Raw genomic sequence first — 15,077 nt, 5'->3', positions numbered from 1 at the left:
CTGCACATGCGCTTGGCACGGTGACGAAAAGGGGGTAACTGAGGCGTCAAAACCCGGAAATTACACCACAGAACGCGCCGGGCCGCCGCTGACGGGTCTGCCCGTGCCGTCCGGCCTCAGCGCGCCGCCGCGTACTTAGCCAGTTCCAGCTTAGCGATGGCGTCGCGGTGCACCTCGTCGGGGCCGTCGGCAAAACGTAGCGTGCGGGCGCTGGCGTAGGCGTAGGCCAGCGGGAAATCCCCCGACAGGCCAGCGGCACCGTGGGCCTGAATCGCCCAGTCGATCACCTGACACGCCATATTGGGCGCCACCACCTTGATCATCGCGATTTCCGCGCGGGCGGCCTTGTTGCCGACGGTGTCCATCATGGACGCCGCCTTGAGCGTGAGCAGGCGCGCCTGCTCGATCAGGCAACGGGCCTCGGCAATGCGCTCGCGCGTGACGCCCTGCGCCGCGATCGGCTTGCCGAAGGCCTCGCGCGAGAGCGTGCGCTGGCACATCTGCGCGAGGGCGCGCTCCGCCAGTCCGATCAGTCGCATGCAGTGATGGATGCGGCCCGGCCCGAGACGCCCCTGGGCAATCTCGAAGCCGCGTCCTTCGCCGAGCAAGATGCTGCTGGCAGGCACGCGGACGTCGTCGAGCACGATGTCCATGTGGCCGTGCGGCGCGTCGTCGTAACCGAAGACGGTGAGCGGACGCACCCGCGAGATACCTTTCGTATCGGCCGGGATGAGAATCATCGACTGCTGGGCATGTTTCGGCGCATCGGGGTCGGTCTTGCCCATCACGATGTAGAGCGCGCAACGAGGGTCACCCGCGCCCGTCGACCACCACTTATGGCCATTGACGACGTACTCGTCACCGTCGCGCCGGATACTGCATTGCACGTTGGTGGCATCCGATGAGGCCACATCGGGTTCGGTCATCAGAAACGCCGAGCGGATTTCGCCGCGCAAGAGCGGTTCGAGCCATTGCGCCTTTTGCGCGTCGGTGGCGTAGCGCTCCAGCGTTTCCATGTTGCCGGTGTCGGGGGCGTTGCAGTTGAAGACTTCCGGCGCCCACGGCACTTGGCCCATGATTTCGCACAGCGGCGCGTATTCCACATTGGTCAGCCCAGCGCCGCGTCCCGAGTCGGGTAGGAACAGATTCCACAACCCCGCTTGTTGTGCGAGCGGTTTCAGGCGCTCGATGACTTGCGACGGCTGCCACGCGTCGCCGTGGCGACGGGCGATCTCGATCTCTTCGAGATAACGGCGTTCGTTGGGGAAGATGTGTTCGTCGAAAAAGGCGCTCAGACGCGCACGCAGCGCTTCGACTTTCGGGCTATAGCTGAAATCCATAGATGGGCTGTGCTCCAGTGGTCTCGTCAATCGCTTTTCTGTGCGTACTGCCACGCGAGTTCGGCCATCGGCCGGGCACGTTTGCCTGCGTCGAGCGCTTGTTGGCTCGCTGCCGTGCCGTCGGCGACGCGCTTCATGATGCCTTGCAGAATCGCGGCAATACGGAACATGTTGTACGCGAGGTAGAAGTGCCATTGCGCCGGGCGCGCGATGCCCGTGCGCTCGCTGTAACGGGCGACGTAGTCGTGTTCGTCGGGAATACCCAGTGCGGCCCAGTCGAGCCCCGCGATGCCGCGAAATACGCCCGGGCTGACGTGCCACGCCATGCAGTGATAGCTGAAGTCGGCAAGTGGGTCGCCCAGCGTCGATAGTTCCCAATCGAGCACGGCGAGCACACGCGGCTGCGTGGGATGGAAGATCAGATTGTCGAGCCGGAAGTCGCCGTGCACGACGGTCGTGCGCTCGGGTTCACCGGTCGGCACATGGGCGGGCACATGAGCAGGCAGCCATTCGATGAGGCGGTCCATGGCCTCGATCGGCTCGGTTTCTGAGGCCCGGTATTGCTTGCTCCAGCGCGCGATCTGCCGCGCGATGTAGTCGCCGGGCTTGCCGTAGGTCTCCAACCCGATGGCGCGGTAGTCGACGCGATGCAGCGCGGCGATCACGCGATTCATTTCGTCGTAAATAGCGCTGCGTTCTTCTACCGACATGCCGGGCAGCGCGGGGTCCCACAGCACGCGCCCGGGCACGTAGGCCATGACGTAGAACGCGAGACCGATGACGCTCTCGTCGTCGCACAGGCCAAGCATGCGTGCAACGGGGACGTCGGTCGCGGCCAGCGCATGCATGACGCGATACTCGCGCTCGATGGCGTGGGCCGATGGCAGCAATTTCTCGGCTGGCGCGGGTTTGGTGCGAAGCACGTACTCTGCGCCGGGCGTACTCAGCCGGTAAGTGGGATTCGATTGGCCGCCGTTGAACTGCGCGATGCGCAGCGGCCCGGCGTAGCCGTCGATGTGGGCGGCCAGCCACTGCGCCAGCGCTTCGGCGTCGAACGGCGGGGCATCGCCGAGCGAACGCTCGCCGGCGAAAGCGGAAAAGTCCTGCGCAAGCTCCTCGGCCATGCTGTCTCCTGCATATCCGGTGGGACGGGGGCGGTGGGACGGCGACTGCGCTTGTTGCTAGTGCTTTTTTCTTCGCGTTTTTCTTTGCTTATTTCGGCTGACGCGATCGAATAAACGACGCGAAGATTTTCTCCATGACGGTCAGCCGGTTGTCGCGATGCAGCGGCTGCGGCGGCGCGAAATTCATCAGACGTACGACCCAGTCTTCTGGCTTGTCGCCGACGTCGAGCGCATTGATGCAGGCGGGCGTCTGTGCCAGTTGGCCAATGAAGAGACGGCCCAGCGGATGCATCGCATGCGAGAGAATCGCGCGGTTCACGCCACCGTGCAGCACGAGCAGCACCGTGTCCCACGACTTGTCGGCACGAAGCTCAGCGAGCGGGGGCACCACGCGATCGAGCAGTTCGCGCACCGATTCGCCGTTCATGAAGCGTGTGTCTTCGGCCACCAGACCGTCGAAGGCGCCAAGGAACGCCTGCGCAATTTCGGCGGGCGGCAGATCGGCCAGACTGCCCGAGCGAATCTCCTGCCAGCAAGTCCACGTTTCGATATCGATTTGCTGCCCCGTCTCGGCCAACACGCGCTGTGCTGTCTCACGCGTGCGCGGCAGACCGCTGACGATGACGCGATCGAAGCGAATGTTCTCGGCGGCAAATGCTCGCCCGGCGGCGCTCGCCTGTGCCCGGCCGTTCTCGTTGAGCGGCACGGTGTCGGCATCGATGGGTTTGCCACTGTCGTCGAAATACGTCACGTCGCCGTGACGCATCAGGTAGATGCGGCGGCGGTTCGGCGGGGTGAAGGTAAGCGGACCTGTGTCGGGTCCGAGACGTCCAATCGTGCTCATGCGCAATGTCTCCGAAGCGGCGTTAGGGCAAACCGGCCCTAGCGCAATGACCGTCAGTCTATCGGTAAGTTGCTGGCCGCTTCTCGAGAAATGCGGTGATGCCTTCCAACCCGTCGGCATGATGCAGCGACGCGACGAAGTTATCGCGCTCGGCGCCCAACTGCGACGTGAGCGTCTCGCTCGCGCCGCTGTCGATCAGCGACTTGATGCGGCCCACGGCGTTGGGCGACAGTTGCGCAAGATCGGTGGCCCAGTTGAGCGCTTCGGCGCGCGCTTGACCCGGGGCGACCACACGATTGACCAGACCTGCGGCGGCCAACCGCGCAGCGGCCACGGGCTTACCTTCGAGCAGAATTTCGGTGGCGAGCGGTCGCGGCAGCGCTTGCGAGAGGAACCACGAGCCGCCGCCATCGGGCGTGAGGCCCACTTTGACGTAGGCCATCACGAACTTCGCGTTATCGGCGGCGACGAGCAGGTCGCAAGCCAATGCCAGCGAGAAGCCCGCACCGGCCGCTGCGCCTTCGACCGCCGCGATGATCGGCTTTGGGCACGAGCGCAGGGCTTCGATCCATTCGGCCAGAGCATCGATGCTGGCGGCTTGCACCGAGGGGTCTTTCTGACGGTTTTCCAGCAGACGGTTCAGGTTGCCACCGGCGCAGAAGAAGTTGTCGGCACCGGTGAGCACCACCGCGCGAATCGACGGATCGCGCTCGGCGGTGGCGAGGGCTTCGACGCCTGCGGCGTACATGTCCGGGTGCAGCGCGTTGCGCGCCCCCGGGTTGGACAACGTGAGAACCAGCGTCTGGTCGACGCGTTCGGCAAGCAGTTCGGCGCTCATGTCAGGGCCTCCGGATCACTGTTCTTCGGTGAGCAACGACACGCCGAGTTGCGCGCGACGCGTGAGCCACGGCGACGGACGATAGCGCTGGTCGCCATAGAACGATTGGAGATTGCGCAACACGGTGAGCAACTGGCGCGCGCCGACGGCGTCGCCGAGCGCGAGCGGCCCTTTCGCGTAGCCGAGGCCGAGCGTGACCGCGCGGTCGATGTCGCCCGGCGTCGCAATGCGCTGTTGGGCGATATCGGCACCGATGTTCACGATGGTCGCGATTACGCGTTGGGCCACGAAGCCCGCCGAGTCGCGAATGACCGTCACCGGCGTGCCGCCTTGGGCGAACAACGCATGCGCCGCGTCGCGGGCTTCCGGCGTCGTCACGGGGGTAGTCATCAGCGTGTGACGCTTGGCTCCGGCGAGCGGTAGCAGCGTGTCGATGGCGACGGTACGCGTGGCGTCGAGCCCTTGGTCGACGGCGCAGGTGGTGGCATCGAGGCCGAGCGGCGTGACGACGATCAGTGCCGTGTCGGACGGCTTGTCACCGGTCTCGATGGTGACGCCGGTGGCGCCCAGCAATTCCACGACGGCGGCGAAGCCGCGCGTGTCCGCACGGCTGACCCACACGGTCGCGGGCAGCGTCGCAGGGGCCGGGGTTTCTGCGGGCACTTGCTGCTTGCCGTCGACATAACGGTAGAAGCCTTCACCGACCTTGCGCCCGAGCAGGCCACCGGCGAAACGCACGGCAGTGATCGGCGACGGACGGAAGCGGGCTTCTTCATAGAACTGGTGATAGATCGATTCCATCACCGGGTGCGAGACGTCGAGGGCGGTCAGGTCGAGCAACTCGAACGTGCCCAGACGGAAACCGGCTTGTTCGCGCAAGATGCGGTCGATATCGGCAAAGCTCGCCACGCCTTCGCTGGCAACACGCAGGCCTTCGGTGTTCATACCGCGCCCGGCGTGGTTGACGATGAACCCCGGCATGTCTTTGCAACGCACGGCCGTGTGGCCCATGCGCTGGCCCAGGGCGAGTAGGGCGTCGCCGACTTCCGGCGCCGTGCGCAGGCCGTCGATGACTTCGACCACCTTCATGAGCGGCACGGGGTTGAAGAAGTGATAACCGGCTACACGCGCCGGGCGCTCGCAAGCAGCGGCAATGGCCGTGATCGACAGCGACGACGTGTTCGACGCGAGAATCGCGTCGGGCGACACGATGGCTTCGAGCGCACGGAACAGGTCGCGTTTGATCTCCAGCTTCTCGATGATGGCTTCGATCACGAGGTCGCAATCGGCCAGATCCTCCAGCGCGGCGCAGGCGTGCAGGCGGCCCATCGTCGCGTCGACGGCGGCCGCGTCGATCTTCCCCTTGGCTGCCAGCTTGTCGAGCGTCTCGCGCAAGGTGTCCAGCGCGGCTTGTACGGCCTTCGCGTTGGTGTCGTAGAGCTTCACACGCAGGCCAGCCTGGGCGGCGATCTGAGCGATGCCACGGCCCATGGCGCCCGCGCCGACGATACCCAGCGTGTCGATGGACTTGGTCGCCGCGTTCGCTGCGTTCACCGCGAGCGGGGAGGAGGATGCAGTCATTCGGAATGTCTCGAGATAGGTGGAATTGTCGGTGTGCGGCGCGGGGTTCCGCGACCTCGGAAAGGTCAGGGAAACCTGCGGCACGGACATCGCTCGCCATTCTATCGTCCGACCGGTCGGTCGGGAAATGAATTTCCTTCCCGATGGCCGACGATGCAAACCGATGCCCTTATCGCGTTGCCGCTATTGTCGCCTATCTCGCGGTCACTGCCAGCGGTTGTTCCGCGCAGCGGTCGAGCGCTGGCGGAGAGCCTCCAGGCCGTGTGGGCGGCCGAGTGCGAGGCCTCGGACGCTACTCCCGGCGTCCCCGTATGCAGCGCCCAGGCGACCCCTTAATGCGCCGCGCCCACGGCACCGATGCGCAGCGGTGTTTCCCGGTAAATCCACGCCGTGACCCCAATCACCACCACGGACAGCCCACAGAACAGCGCGCCACACGCGATCACTCCTGCGATGCCGAGATGGTCGATGAACACGCCGCCCAGCGCCGAGCCGAGCACCACGCCGCCGTTGGCCGCCGACACAAACAGGCTCGTGCCGAACTCGGGCGCTTCCGCCGTGGTGGCGGTCAGCCACATTTGCGTGACCAGCAGCCCGCTCGTGTGCGCGGCACCCCACAGCACGGCGATGACCGTCATGCTCGCCACGTTGGCGCTGCCGCCGTAGTACAGCACGCCGTAGGCGATGCCTAACGCGACCGGATGCAGCAACGTGGTTCGCACCAGATGGCGTGCCAGCAAGCGCCCCGCGTAGAGATTCCCGGCGACGCCCCCGACGCCGAAGATCACGAGGATCAGGCTGATCGTGGTGGCGTTCATGCCCGTCTCGGTTTTCAGATATTCCGCCGCGTAGCTGTAGACCGAGAACATGGCGGTAAAGACCGTGACGGTGGCCGCCATCGTCAACCACAGCACCGGCTTGCGCAGCACGCTGAGCTGATGGCCGAAACTCATTGCGACCGGCTTGCCCTGCGACGGCAGCATCGCCCACAGCCCCACGCCCGACAAGCCCGTGAGCGCCGTGCAGAACAGGAACGACGCTTCGTACGACAGGTGATCGGCCACCCACGTGGTAGCCGGTACGCCGAGCACGAGCCCCATCGACGTGCCTACGAACGCGAGCGAGATCGCATGCGCGCGCTGCTCCTTCGGGTAAAGCGAGGCTGCCGCCGTGAACGCCGCCGACAGGAACACCGGATGCAGCATCGCCGGGATCACGCGCAGCGCCATCAAGCTCGGGAAGTTCGGCGCGTAGGCCGCCAGCGCGCTGCACACCGCAAAGCCGAAGAGGGCTAGCACCAGCACCTTCTTTCGGTCGAAACGCGAGGAGATCAGCACCAGCACCGGGCCGAGCGTGGCGACCACGAGCGCAAACACGGCCATCAGCCAGCCCGCTTGCGAGACGGTGATGCCGAAGCGCTCGACGATCATCGGCAGAATGCCGACCACGCCGAATTCCAGCGTATAGAGCCCGAACAAGCCAAGCATGATGGCGGGCATGGCGGCAGCGGATTTGACACGGGTTGTCATGCGCTCGCTCATGACGGTTTCACCTTCACGACCACCTTGCCGAACGCGCCGCGCTGCAAGTGGGCGAACGCTTGCGGGGCTTGCGAGAACGGATACACCGCGTCGATGACCGGCTTGATGCCCAGCAGATCGACCGCGCGCACGAGGTCTTCCAACGCGCGGCGCGGGCCGACGGCGATGCCGACAATCGAGGCACGGCTGGCCAGCAGCGAAAGAATGCGCAAGCTGATGCGATCCGCGTCGAGCAGACCGATGACGGAAATTCGGCCGCCTTGCTTCACCGCCTGAAGCGAGCGCTCGATGTTGTCGCCGCCGGTCATCTCCAAGATGTGGTCGGCACCGCGCCCCTCGGTCAGATCGAGGACGGCGTTCTGCCAGTCGGGCGTGGTGTGACGATTGATGCCGTGGGTGGCACCAAGCGCGAGCGCACCGGCAATCTTCTCGTCGCTGCCGCTCGTCACGATGACGCGCGCCCCGTGGGCGGCGGCCAACTGCACCGCGAACAGCGATACGCCGCCGGTGCCCTGCACGACGACGGTCTGCCCGGCGTGCAGGTGGCCGAGTTCGATCAGCGCCATCCACGCGGTGAGGGCGGCGACGGGCAGCGTACTGGCTTCGGCGGCGCTCAAAGTCGTGGGGGCGAGCACACAGCCGTCGGCTTGCGTGACCACGTACTGCGCGAGCATGCCGGGCAGGGGGCCGCCACGCGTAGGCGCATCGGTCCATGAGCGCGGTGCGCCATCGACCCAGCCGGGCATGTACGTGGCGATGACACGCTCGCCCACGGCGAAGCGCGTGACGCCGTCGCCGACGGCGACTACGCGGCCCGCCATGTCGGAGGCGGGCGTGAACGGGAAGCTCAGCGCATTGCCCATGCCCGACTCGGCCACTTCGGCGTCGCGGTAGTTGAGCGAGACAGCTTCGACTTCGATAACGACTTCACCCGGGCCGGGTGGTGGTAGCTCGATTTCCTGCAAAGCCAGTTTGTCGAGGCCGAGGGACGGGATTTCCCAGCGTTGGAACGTACGGATCATGGTGCACCGGCGAATGTCTGGCATTCGTGAGAGAGAGGAGCCTCGATGCTAGGGAGATGCCGATTGAAGAGTAAGTGGGGTAGAGTTCCGGTCTATGCGGAGGAATGGTTCCGTAATGGGATCGAACGGGCAGCGCAACGTGCTATCGGGCAACCGGGCGATCGGAAGGGCGGGCGGATGGCAGTGAGCGAGGAAGCGAATGGAAAGCGCAGCGGTGAATGTGTTCGTGCAGGTGGCCGAGACGGGCAGTTTTGTGGCGGCCGGGCGGCTGCTGGGTATTTCGGCGTCGGCGGTGGGCAAGCGGGTGAGTGCGCTGGAGGACCAACTGGGCGTACGGCTGTTTCATCGCAGCACCCGTAGCCTGACGCTCACGGCAGAAGGCGGGCTATTTCTGGCGCGCGGGCGGCGCATTCTCGCGGAACTGGAGGCGGCGCAGGCCGAGTTGTCGCAAGTCAATCTCACCCCGCGCGGGCGCTTGCGGTTGAGCGTGCCGCTCGTCGGCGAGCCGTTCCTCACGGCGATGGGGCAATTCAAGCTGGCCTATCCCGAGGTCGATCTCGAACTCGAATTTACCGACCGCCGTGTCGACATCATCGAAGAAGGTTTCGATGCGGTGATTCGAACGGGCGACGCGCCCGATTCGCGTCTGACGGCGCGACGTTTCGGTGAACTATCGATGCTGCTGGTGGGCGCGCCCGACTATTTCACCCGGTGCGGCACGCCGCGTACGATCGGCGATCTTGGCCAGCATGCCTGCATTCAATTCCGCTATCCGAACACGGGCAAGCTTCAAGCGTGGCCACTGGGCGAGAGCGGCGAAGACGACGATGCCGCAGGCTTCCCGCTATCGACGGCCGTTGTTTGCAACAACCTCGAAGCGCGCATTGCCTTCGCGTTGCAGGGCGTGGGCATCGCCTATCTGCCGGATTTTTCGATTCGGGGCTATTTGCGCACGGGGCAGTTAGTGCAGGTCTTGCCGCAGTGCACGCAGACCGGCATCCCGTTCCACATCATGTGGCCCTCGGGCGGTCACGTGCCCGCCAAGCTGCGCGTGTTCATCGATTTCATGCGCGAGCAAGTCTTCCCGTCACAGGACGCATGAGGTCGTCGTCGCGATTTTCGAGACGTTCGTCGAGTGACATTCGTCGCAAGGGGCGGTGCGAGGCCTTACACTGCGCTTCGGAGAACACACCATGGGAGACATCATGTTGAAGTTGTACGGATTTCCGATCAGCAATTACTACAACAAGGTCAAGGTCGTGCTGTACGAGAAGGGCGTGCCCTTCGAAGAATCTGAATCGATCCCGAGTCAGGACGAGCCGCTGCTGCAATGCTCGCCGCTAGGCAAGGTGCCGTATCTGCAAACGGAAAACGGCTATCTCGCCGAGTCGCAGGTGATTTGCGATTACATCGAAGTCACGCATCCCACGCCCGCGTTGTTTTCGCAAGACCCTTGGCAGCAAGCCAAGGAGCGCGAGCTGATCACGATGCTCGAATTGCACATGGAATTGGTCACGCGCGAGGTCTACGGACAGGCGTTCTTTGGCGGTACCGCTTCGGAAGGCACGCGTGCGCGCACCGAGAAGCTGCTTCGCCGCAATATCGTCGCGTTCAAGCGCATTGCGAAGTTTGCGCCCTACGTCGCGGGCGATAAGTTCACGATGGCCGATGTCGCCGCCGGGATTCACCTGCCGATCATCGGCATGGCCACGCAGGCCGTTTTCGGTGAAGACTTCCTGCAAGCCGCAGGCGTCGACTGGAAGGGCTACGGCAAGCTGCTCGCGGAGCGTGAGTCGTTCCAACGCACGCGCGCCGAGATGAAGGCCTATCAGCAGGCGCAGCAGGCGAAAAAGTCGGAAGCGTAATTCGAATGGCGCTTTTGGTGCGATCGCGCTGAGTGCGTCAGAACAACAGAAGGGCCGCAGGATCGGGCGTCATCGACGTCCCGACACTGCGGCCCTTCATCATTTGGCGTTGGGCTGATAGGTCCAGCCCGAAGCGTTAGATCTTCGCCAGACGTGCCAGCGCTTCGCGCAGCGTGTCGTCTTGCTTGGCGAAGCAGAAACGCACCACGCCCGACTCATGCGGTGCGTGATAGAACGCCGAGACCGGAATGGCCGCGACGCCGATTTCACCCGTAAGCCACAGCGCGAAGTCGGCTTCGCTCATATCGCTGATCGCGCTGTAATCCACGCATTGGAAATACGTGCCTTCGCACGGCAGCAGCTTGAAGCGCGTGTTGGCCAAGCCTTCGCGGAACAGGTCGCGCTTCTTTTGGTAGAAGCCCGCGAGTTCGAGATACGGGGCCGGATCGCGCATGTAATCGGCGAGTCCCACCTGCATCGGGGTGTTCACCGTAAACACGTTGAACTGGTGCACTTTGCGGAATTCCGCCATGAGCGAGGCGGGCGCCGCCACGAACCCCACCTTCCAGCCAGTCACGTGATACGTCTTGCCGAAGCTCGACACGATGAAGCTGCGGCGGGCCAGTTCCGGATGCCGCGCCACGCTCTCGTGACGCTTGCCGTCGTACACCATGTGCTCGTAGACCTCGTCCGAGAGCAGCAGGATGTCGGTGCCAGCCACGATCTCGGCAAGTTTCGCGAGATCTTTCTCATGCCAGACGGTGCCGCTCGGATTGTGCGGCGTGTTGAACAGAATCAGGCGCGTGCGCGGCGTGATGGCCGCGGCGAGCTTGTCGAAGGGAATGCTGAATTCGGGCGCTTCGAGCGTGATGAACACCGGCTTGCCGCCCGCCAGTTCGATGGACGGCACGTAGCTGTCGTACGTCGGCTCGAACACGATGACTTCATCGCCCGGATGCACGGTCGCCAGAATGGTCGTGAGCAGTGCCTGCGTGGCGCCTGCCGTCACCGTAATTTCGGTGTTCCAGTCGTAATGCTGGCCGTACAGTTGGCCGATCTTGGCCGCGATGGCCTGACGCAGTGCCGGTACGCCTGCCATCGGCGGGTACTGATTGTGGCCGTCGCGCATGGCGCGCGAGACCGCGTCGACGATCTGCGGATCGCACTCGAAATCGGGGAAGCCCTGGCCGAGGTTGACGGCCTGCTTCTCGGCCGCGAGGGCCGACATCACGGTGAAAATGGTGGTGCCGACGTTCGGCAGGCGGGAAGCGAGCACCGGCGCGGCCAGTGAGGCCGGGGCGCTAGAGGCAGTATGGGGCGCGTTCATTGAGGCGAGGCTAGAGCGGAGTCGGATTGGACGATGGCGGTCATTTTACCGCCGCAGCGCGCGGCGTGCCGGTGGCGGCGGCTTTAGCGGACTTATGGCCTAGTGGCCTAGCGACCTAGCGACCATCCACGAGCAGAGAAACGAAGGCGCTGGCGGTCACGATGCGAAAACCGAATTGGCGCGCGACCCGGCTGCGCAGCTTGAGCACGGCCTTATCTTTGCTCACGAGCCAATGGGCATGGCCGTCGCGGGCAGCTTCGAGAAACTTCTGATCGTCACGGTCGCGGCATAGCGGCAGTTGCGCGGGCGGCGGGGCGTCTTCCGGCACCACGATGCGATGCGTGTGGGCGTCAACCCACGCCAGCGCAGCCTCGTTGTCGACGGCGCGCGAGACGAATTGCGGGTAAGTGAGTACCACGGCCAGTTCGTCGCGGCAGCGTTGCGCCATGAGCGCGGTCAGCCGGTGTTCGAGCAAGGCGTCGCGCACGGGGCGCGCCACCGGGTCGTCGAAGACGAGCAGGTCGATCCAGACATTGGTGTCGAAGACCACGCGCGGCGGCGTCGCGAGCGTATCGAGGTGTTCGGCGAAGGCCCGTTCGGCGGGCGTGGCAACAGCGTTTTGAAGCATTGGATAGAATGACGGTTTTCGTTTTCGCAGGAACGCTGCACCCCATATGATAATTGTTCTCTCGCCGGCCAAATCGCTCGACTACGAAACACCCCCGCACGTGAAGACGCACACCGTGCCGCAATTCGTCGACGAAGCCGCCGAACTGATCGAGGGTTTGCGCGAACTGAGCCCGGCACAGGTCGGCTCGCTCATGAGCATTTCGGACCAGCTCGCCGCGCTCAATGCCACGCGCTACGCCGACTGGACCCCGCGCTTCGATACTTCCAACGCCAAGCAAGCGGTGCTCGCCTTCAATGGCGACGTCTACGAAGGCCTGTCGGCGCGCACCCTTAGCGCCCCCCAGCTCGAGTTCGCCCAGCGGCACCTGCGCATTCTCTCGGGGCTCTACGGCGTACTGCGTCCACTCGATCTGCTGCAACCGTATCGTCTCGAGATGGGCACCCGGTTTGCCAACAAGCGCGGGCGCGATCTTTACGCCTTCTGGGGCGAGCGCGTGACGCAGACGATCAACGCGTCGCTCACCGAGCATCCGGAAACGCGCCGCGTGCTGGTGAATCTGGCGTCGGAAGAGTATTTCAAGGTGATCAAGCGCCGTCTCGTGGCGGCACCGGTCATCACACCGGTCTTTGAAGACTGGAAGAGCGGCAAGTACAAGATCATCAGCTTCTACGCCAAGCGGGCACGCGGGTTGATGGCGCGTTATGCCATCGAGCGCAACGTCACCGATGTGCAGCAGTTGAAGGCATTCGACAGCGAGGGGTATGCGTTCGACGACAGCGTGTCGAACGACGCGCTGTGGGTGTTCCGCCGTCGCGTGGCCTGATACGAACCTACTTTTAGCCCCGGGCCCTGTCCCGGGGTTTTTCATTTGCAGCCAGTGAGGCGAGTCATGACCGTATTCATCAGCAGCACGTTCGACAGCGGTGCGATCCACGTGGTGAGCGCCGAGCGCGCCGACGATATTCACGTGCGCATTCCGCAAGACAATGCCGCCGAGTTTTCGCAGTGGTTCCATTTTCGCGTGCAGGGCGTGGCCAACACGCCGTGCCGGATCGTGTTCGATAACGCGAGCGAAACGTCGTATCCGCGAGGCTGGCAGGACTATCGCGCGGTGGTGTCGTACGACCGCGTGAACTGGTTTCGTGTGCCGACCACCTACGACGGCCGTGTGATGACGGTGTCGTTCACGCCGTCGCACGACAGTGTGTATCTGGCGTATTTCGAGCCGTACGGCGAGGAGCGCCATCTGGCATTGCTGGGCACGGCGCAGAATTCGCCGCGCGTTCGTTCACGCTCTATCGGTGCCACGGTCGATGGCCGCGATATGACGGTGCTCACCGTGGGCGAGCCGGGCGCGGGCAAGCGCAATATCTGGGTCATTGCACGACAGCACCCCGGCGAGACGATGGCCGAGTGGTTTGTCGAAGGGTTGTTGCGCCGTTTGCTGGGCGCGGGCGATTGGGCGGGCGACCCGCTGGCGGCGGCGCTGCTCGGTGAGGCCGTGTTCCACATCGTGCCGAACATGAACCCCGACGGCTCGGCGCGCGGCAACCTGCGCACGAATGCCGCCGGTGCGAACCTGAATCGCGAGTGGCTCGAACCCGATCTTGCGCGCAGCCCGGAAGTCTTCCACGTGCGCGCGGCGATCGAGGCGGCAGGCTGCGACATGTTCTTCGACATTCACGGCGACGAAGCGCTGCCGTACGTGTTTGTGGCAGGCAACGAAGGCGTAGAAGGGGCGAGCGACGCCCTGCTGGCGCGTGAGCGTGCCTTTATCGACCGCTTCAAGGCGGCGAGTCTCGACTTTCAGGACAAGTTCGGCTACCCGCCGGGCAAGCACGCCGCAGAGTCGCTCAAGCTGGCGTCGAAATGGATCGCACGGCGCTTCGACTGCCTGTCGCTGACGCTGGAGATGCCGTTCAAGGACAACGCGAACCGCCCCGATGCCAACGTCGGCTGGAACGGCGCGCGTAGCGCTTCGCTGGGCGCGTCGATGCTTGCCGCTATCGAGTGGCAGATGCAGGCAGACAAAACGCAGGACGCAGGCGTGTGACGACACTTGCCCGGCATGCGTGCCGGGCAATGTCTAATGGCGTGCGATCTGAGCGAGGGCTGAAGTCGCGGCGGTGAAGCTCACCGCAACAACGTCGTTTGCCGTCAGTTCGTCGCTTTCTTGGTCGTCGTGCTCTTCTTGGTGCTGCTCGACTTCGCCGTCGACTTGCTGCCCGACGACTTGCTCGTAGCACTCTTCTTCGTGGTCGACTTACCGGTCGCGTGTGCAGCTTTGCCTCGCGTGTTGCGCGCTGCGCGCTTGACCGGTTGTTCGACCTGCGGCAGCGGCGACGTGTAGTCGAAGCCCATCATGCGGCCATCGGCATAGCCACAGCGAATGTGGATGTTGTCCGTCTGGCCGTTGGTGCGCTTGCCGACGCCGTCGAGCTGCACCATCTGCGTCACGTCTACGCGTTGCTTGCGATCGTCGAACGGGCCGGTCCACGGCTCGACTTTCGCATGCTCGGGGTCGAGTGCCGTGTCGCCGTATTCCACACTCTCGTAACCGGGGAGCGTCGCGACGACGAAACTTGCGTGTGCGGCGCAATCGGCCACCAGCGGATCGGCATGGCGGGTGTTGACGAATTGCTCGACCAGCGCACGGTGCTGTTCGAGCGTAAAGGCTTGTGCCGGTGTCGGCAGCGCCGACAGACACAGCGGCGCAGCGATGGCTGCCAGACCGGCGACTTGGCGCACGGCTCGCAAAACCACGCCTGCGGCGCGTTGAAAAAATCGATTCGACATTGCTAGATGTATTCTCGGGGGCGCTTGGGCGCAAACTGACGCGAACACAGAAGTACGGCGGCAATGCTCTGGCATGTTGCTGCGGAGCAATGCGTACGCGCGATGACTCATGACCTGAGCTCTATAGGCGTAACGCTCGCGAAGAGGCTTGGCCGCTATTTGAAAGAC

General features: G+C 64.4%; 14 protein-coding genes. 4 read left to right on the top strand and 10 right to left on the bottom strand.

Features of this window, described 5'->3' with window-relative positions; all coding sequences use genetic code 11:
• Nucleotides 1-116: 116 nt before the first annotated feature.
• From PPN31114_RS07230 to PPN31114_RS07200, 7 genes are all read right to left on the bottom strand, one after another.
• Complete coding sequence (locus tag PPN31114_RS07230; protein WP_150678730.1) at nt 117-1,340, bottom strand: acyl-CoA dehydrogenase family protein; 1,224 nt, start codon at nt 1,338-1,340, stop codon at nt 117-119.
• Nucleotides 1,341-1,366: 26 nt separating this feature from the next.
• Complete coding sequence (locus PPN31114_RS07225) at nt 1,367-2,464, bottom strand: phosphotransferase (protein WP_150678729.1); 1,098 nt, start codon at nt 2,462-2,464, stop codon at nt 1,367-1,369.
• Nucleotides 2,465-2,552: 88 nt separating this feature from the next.
• Nucleotides 2,553-3,308 carry a histidine phosphatase family protein gene (locus tag PPN31114_RS07220; RefSeq protein WP_150678728.1) on the bottom strand — a complete coding sequence of 252 codons (756 nt, stop codon included), beginning with the start codon at nt 3,306-3,308 and terminating at the stop codon, nt 2,553-2,555.
• 58 nt (nt 3,309-3,366) lie between these two features.
• Nucleotides 3,367-4,146: an oxepin-CoA hydrolase, alternative type gene (locus PPN31114_RS07215; protein WP_150678727.1), complete on the bottom strand. Its 780-nt coding sequence runs from the start codon at nt 4,144-4,146 to the stop codon at nt 3,367-3,369.
• Between the two features lie 15 nt (nt 4,147-4,161).
• A complete protein-coding gene (locus tag PPN31114_RS07210) occupies nt 4,162-5,727 on the bottom strand; it encodes a 3-hydroxyacyl-CoA dehydrogenase (protein ID WP_150678726.1) in 1,566 nt (521 codons plus the stop codon).
• 332 nt (nt 5,728-6,059) lie between these two features.
• A complete protein-coding gene (locus tag PPN31114_RS07205) occupies nt 6,060-7,256 on the bottom strand; it encodes an MFS transporter (RefSeq protein ID WP_246182426.1) in 1,197 nt (398 codons plus the stop codon).
• An 8-nt stretch (nt 7,257-7,264) separates the two neighbouring features.
• Complete coding sequence (locus PPN31114_RS07200; RefSeq protein ID WP_150678725.1) at nt 7,265-8,290, bottom strand: zinc-dependent alcohol dehydrogenase family protein; 1,026 nt, start codon at nt 8,288-8,290, stop codon at nt 7,265-7,267.
• 199 nt (nt 8,291-8,489) lie between these two features.
• Between PPN31114_RS07200 and PPN31114_RS07195 the strand changes: the two genes are divergently transcribed.
• Together PPN31114_RS07195 and PPN31114_RS07190 are read left to right on the top strand one after the other, a co-directional pair.
• Nucleotides 8,490-9,392, top strand: coding sequence for a LysR family transcriptional regulator (locus tag PPN31114_RS07195; protein WP_150678724.1), 903 nt, complete (start codon nt 8,490-8,492; stop codon nt 9,390-9,392).
• Nucleotides 9,393-9,495: 103 nt separating this feature from the next.
• Complete coding sequence (locus PPN31114_RS07190; protein WP_150678723.1) at nt 9,496-10,155, top strand: glutathione S-transferase family protein; 660 nt, start codon at nt 9,496-9,498, stop codon at nt 10,153-10,155.
• 136 nt (nt 10,156-10,291) lie between these two features.
• Here PPN31114_RS07190 and PPN31114_RS07185 read toward each other — a convergent pair whose 3' ends face one another.
• On the bottom strand, nt 10,292-11,482 hold the full coding sequence (locus PPN31114_RS07185; RefSeq protein ID WP_150678722.1) for a pyridoxal phosphate-dependent aminotransferase: 1,191 nt from the start codon (nt 11,480-11,482) through the stop codon (nt 10,292-10,294).
• Nucleotides 11,483-11,597: 115 nt separating this feature from the next.
• Nucleotides 11,598-12,110, bottom strand: coding sequence for a putative toxin-antitoxin system toxin component, PIN family (locus tag PPN31114_RS07180; protein WP_150678721.1), 513 nt, complete (start codon nt 12,108-12,110; stop codon nt 11,598-11,600).
• Nucleotides 12,111-12,156: 46 nt separating this feature from the next.
• Between PPN31114_RS07180 and yaaA the strand changes: the two genes are divergently transcribed.
• A complete protein-coding gene (yaaA, locus tag PPN31114_RS07175; protein ID WP_150678720.1) occupies nt 12,157-12,936 on the top strand; it encodes a peroxide stress protein YaaA in 780 nt (259 codons plus the stop codon).
• A gap of 66 nt (nt 12,937-13,002) precedes the next feature.
• Entirely contained in the window at nt 13,003-14,166 is a 1,164-nt protein-coding gene (locus PPN31114_RS07170; protein WP_150678719.1) for a M14 family metallopeptidase, read from the top strand.
• Nucleotides 14,167-14,270: 104 nt separating this feature from the next.
• On the opposite strand, the gene PPN31114_RS07165 is transcribed toward PPN31114_RS07170, so the two are convergent.
• On the bottom strand, nt 14,271-14,909 hold the full coding sequence (locus tag PPN31114_RS07165) for a BspC domain-containing protein (protein WP_150678718.1): 639 nt from the start codon (nt 14,907-14,909) through the stop codon (nt 14,271-14,273).
• Nucleotides 14,910-15,077: the final 168 nt, after the last annotated feature.

The sequence above is a fragment of the Pandoraea pneumonica genome, from assembly GCF_902459645.1.
GTDB lineage: Bacteria > Pseudomonadota > Gammaproteobacteria > Burkholderiales > Burkholderiaceae > Pandoraea > Pandoraea pneumonica.
Note: the sequence above shows the minus strand (reverse complement) of the source record. Positions and strands in the feature narration are given on the sequence as shown.

Bases quoted from the DNA above. Each gene is read 5' to 3' on its own strand.
- PPN31114_RS07210 (WP_150678726.1), bottom strand. From the start codon at position 5,727: ATGACTGCATCCTCCTCCCCGCTCGCGGTGAACGCAGCGAACGCGGCG.
- PPN31114_RS07220 (WP_150678728.1), bottom strand. From the start codon at position 3,308: ATGAGCACGATTGGACGTCTCGGACCCGACACAGGTCCGCTTACCTTC.
- PPN31114_RS07165 (WP_150678718.1), bottom strand. From the start codon at position 14,909: ATGTCGAATCGATTTTTTCAACGCGCCGCAGGCGTGGTTTTGCGAGCC.
- PPN31114_RS07205 (WP_246182426.1), bottom strand. From the start codon at position 7,256: ATGACAACCCGTGTCAAATCCGCTGCCGCCATGCCCGCCATCATGCTT.
- PPN31114_RS07190 (WP_150678723.1), top strand. From the start codon at position 9,496: ATGTTGAAGTTGTACGGATTTCCGATCAGCAATTACTACAACAAGGTC.
- PPN31114_RS07170 (WP_150678719.1), top strand. From the start codon at position 13,003: ATGACCGTATTCATCAGCAGCACGTTCGACAGCGGTGCGATCCACGTG.
- PPN31114_RS07215 (WP_150678727.1), bottom strand. From the start codon at position 4,146: ATGAGCGCCGAACTGCTTGCCGAACGCGTCGACCAGACGCTGGTTCTC.
- PPN31114_RS07180 (WP_150678721.1), bottom strand. From the start codon at position 12,110: ATGCTTCAAAACGCTGTTGCCACGCCCGCCGAACGGGCCTTCGCCGAA.
- PPN31114_RS07225 (WP_150678729.1), bottom strand. From the start codon at position 2,464: ATGGCCGAGGAGCTTGCGCAGGACTTTTCCGCTTTCGCCGGCGAGCGT.
- PPN31114_RS07185 (WP_150678722.1), bottom strand. From the start codon at position 11,482: ATGAACGCGCCCCATACTGCCTCTAGCGCCCCGGCCTCACTGGCCGCG.
- yaaA (WP_150678720.1), top strand. From the start codon at position 12,157: ATGATAATTGTTCTCTCGCCGGCCAAATCGCTCGACTACGAAACACCC.
- PPN31114_RS07200 (WP_150678725.1), bottom strand. From the start codon at position 8,290: ATGATCCGTACGTTCCAACGCTGGGAAATCCCGTCCCTCGGCCTCGAC.
- PPN31114_RS07230 (WP_150678730.1), bottom strand. From the start codon at position 1,340: ATGGATTTCAGCTATAGCCCGAAAGTCGAAGCGCTGCGTGCGCGTCTG.
- PPN31114_RS07195 (WP_150678724.1), top strand. From the start codon at position 8,490: ATGGAAAGCGCAGCGGTGAATGTGTTCGTGCAGGTGGCCGAGACGGGC.